The 2,530-nt window shown below is 49.2% G+C and carries 2 protein-coding genes; both read left to right on the forward strand.

The annotated features are described in order from the left end of the window. Nucleotides 1–1,046: 1,046 nt before the first annotated feature. A complete protein-coding gene (locus AS151_RS21940; protein ID WP_170861307.1) occupies nt 1,047–1,184 on the forward strand; it encodes a hypothetical protein in 138 nt (45 codons plus the stop codon). Between the two features lie 48 nt (nt 1,185–1,232). Further along, nucleotides 1,233–2,530, forward strand: a 1,298-nt coding sequence (locus tag AS151_RS04100; protein WP_244532886.1) for an Ig-like domain-containing protein, incomplete at its 3' end; no start/stop codon positions are given.

Here is a 2,530-nt window from a genome sequence, read left to right on the forward strand (position 1 = left end):
CGGTTTGTGGTGGAGGTGGCGTTTCAATATGCCGATTGCGTGGCTGCCGACTATCAGACATTTGTGGATTTTGTAGGAACGGAGTAACTGAAGTCAGTTTTTGCTAGAGATCGAAAGCGGTCGTCATTTGGGTGCGATCGCTTTTCATACCAAATCCGTACTGCGAAGACCCCGATAAATCCCCCAGGCTAAAGCAAAAACTTCTTGTAGTTTTCCCCCTCTTCAGTCTCCTCCCCCTCTTCAGTCTCCTCCCCCTCCTCCCACTCCTCCCCCTCCTCCCACTCCTCCCACTCCTCCCACTCCTCCCCCTCCTCCCACTCCTCCCACTCCTCCCACTCCTCCCACTCCTCCCACTCAAATGTGATTTGTACACATCGGATTTGGTATCATCCCCTGATGGAAATGTGGATCTATCTTTATGTAGGTTGGTTCGATGGTGGGTGGGTTGCAGGTATGTTTGCAAAACTACATAGTGTCACCAGCGATCGCTTCTTGAGTCTCTACAAATATCTATAAATGCGATCGCTTGTGCGTCAAGGATCCACGATAACGCTTTGATATCGTTCTCTTTGCCAAAAATTCCCAATAAATTCCATCGACTTGAGCAAATCAATAGCAGTTCCTGAGGGGGATTTGCTCTAAAATTGGCAAAAAAGCGATCGCTGCCCACAAAATCTACGCTATTTGGCCGATGTTGGTAACGATCGTTAGCAAGCAAAATGAGATAGTTTCTCCAAAGAAAAACTTTTCCCCTTTCAAAAATTCATAGGTGTATCTATCCGGACAAGCAACAGCTGGCTTGAAAAGTCTCTTGGAATCTTGTAGAACCTATGTATTCTTACTGAGGACACACGCAAAGGACACGGATAAACTGTTATCTGAAAGTAGAATTTTCTTCGGAAAAGGCTATTTCGTCCCACCAAGAGCAAGCCACACTGGGGAAAGAAGCGATCGCGGACTATATGTTTCCAGCAATCGTTCCCCCATTAAGACCAAAAAAGCCTTACTGTTGAATGGCTGTTTAACTTTAGGAGAAAGTCGCGAAAATGATTCCCCATCTATCAGATAGAAGCAGCAAGGGAATTATTCCCCAAGCGATCCTCTGGGAATACCTCAAACAGACATCTTCCAGCCAAGATGTTGATACGGGGAATGCGGCTTATGAGAATGTAGGTTGGTCTTAACCACTTGAAATGGCGCCCAAACAAGCAAAAAACAAGGAGATTTCAATAATGACTTTCGACAGGTTACCAAGACCTAACGTCACCATCACCAGCGACAGCATTGACCCGGCAACGGTCCTTGCAGGCACAAGCGACCATCCACTCTACCAACTCAACCTCGCTGCCAGTGATGGCGACGCCCAACTAAACAGCATTACCTTTACCCCGAACGGCTCCTACAAAATAGACGACATCAGCGAGTTCCAACTAGTCTACTCCACCGATACCATCCTCGGTGACGACGACGATACTTCCTTGGGCACAAAAACTCCTGTACCCCCTGGAAATAGCCTCACCTTCTCCAATCTAACGCAAACCATCAGCAACGGTAGCACGGGTTCTCTATTCCTCACCGCCGACATTGCCGCCGATGCCACCCAAGACAAAACCCTTAAGATTGATGCTCCTGCACTAAGCGATATTAACTTTGCTGTTACCTTTGCTGTTACCAACAAAGTTGGTACACCCACAGAGGGAGCTACTCAAACTTTCGATGTCATTCCCGCCGTTACCAATGTCACTCTACCCAGTGACAAGACTTACGGTATTGACAGCAACCTCAACTTTGAAGTCACCTTCAGCGAAGCTGTTACCATCGATGAAGGAAGCGGCAGCGCTGTTTTGCCCTTAACTCTCGATAGCGGCGATACTGTCAATGCCACTTTAGTAGGCAACGGCACCTCTGCGACTACTCACACCTTCAGGTACACGGTTGCTTCCGGCCACGAAGACACCAACGGCATCAAAGTGGGCACGGACCTAACCCTTAACAACAACGCTACCATTCAAGATGCCACCAACAACAATGCCACCCTTACCCTGGAGGGTGTAGACAGCACCACCGATATTTTGGTGGATGGTATTGCTCCCACCCTCAACCTCACCTCCAGCTCCAATGACACCGTTGCGGGAACCTTCAGCGTCACCGCTAAATTCAGCGAACAGGTCAGTGGGTTTGACTCCTCAGACATTACTGTAGACAACGGCAGCATCGAAAACTTCAACCAAGAAGATGCGACCACCTACACCTTTGATGTGACTCCCGCCGCTGATGACAAGGTCACCGTAGATGTGGTAGCCAACCAAACCACAGATACCGCAGGCAACAAAAACACGGCTGCAACCCAGCTCTCTCGAACTGCCGATCTCAGCGCCCCCAATCCTCCCGAAATCACCACCTCCGGCAGCACCAACGGTCCATTGAGCGGTACCGCCGAACCCGAAGCAGAGGTGGAAATCTTACAAAAAGGCCGCCAAAGCGTAGAGAAAACCACTGCCGACCAAGATGGCAACTGGAACATCACCCT

Origin of the sequence: Geitlerinema sp. PCC 9228, assembly GCF_001870905.1 — a bacterium.
Classification (GTDB): domain Bacteria; phylum Cyanobacteriota; class Cyanobacteriia; order Cyanobacteriales; family PCC-9228; genus PCC-9228.

Coding starts and splice junctions, on each gene's coding strand:
- AS151_RS21940 (WP_170861307.1), top strand. CDS start 1,047: ATGATTCCCCATCTATCAGATAGAAGCAGCAAGGGAATTATTCCCCAA.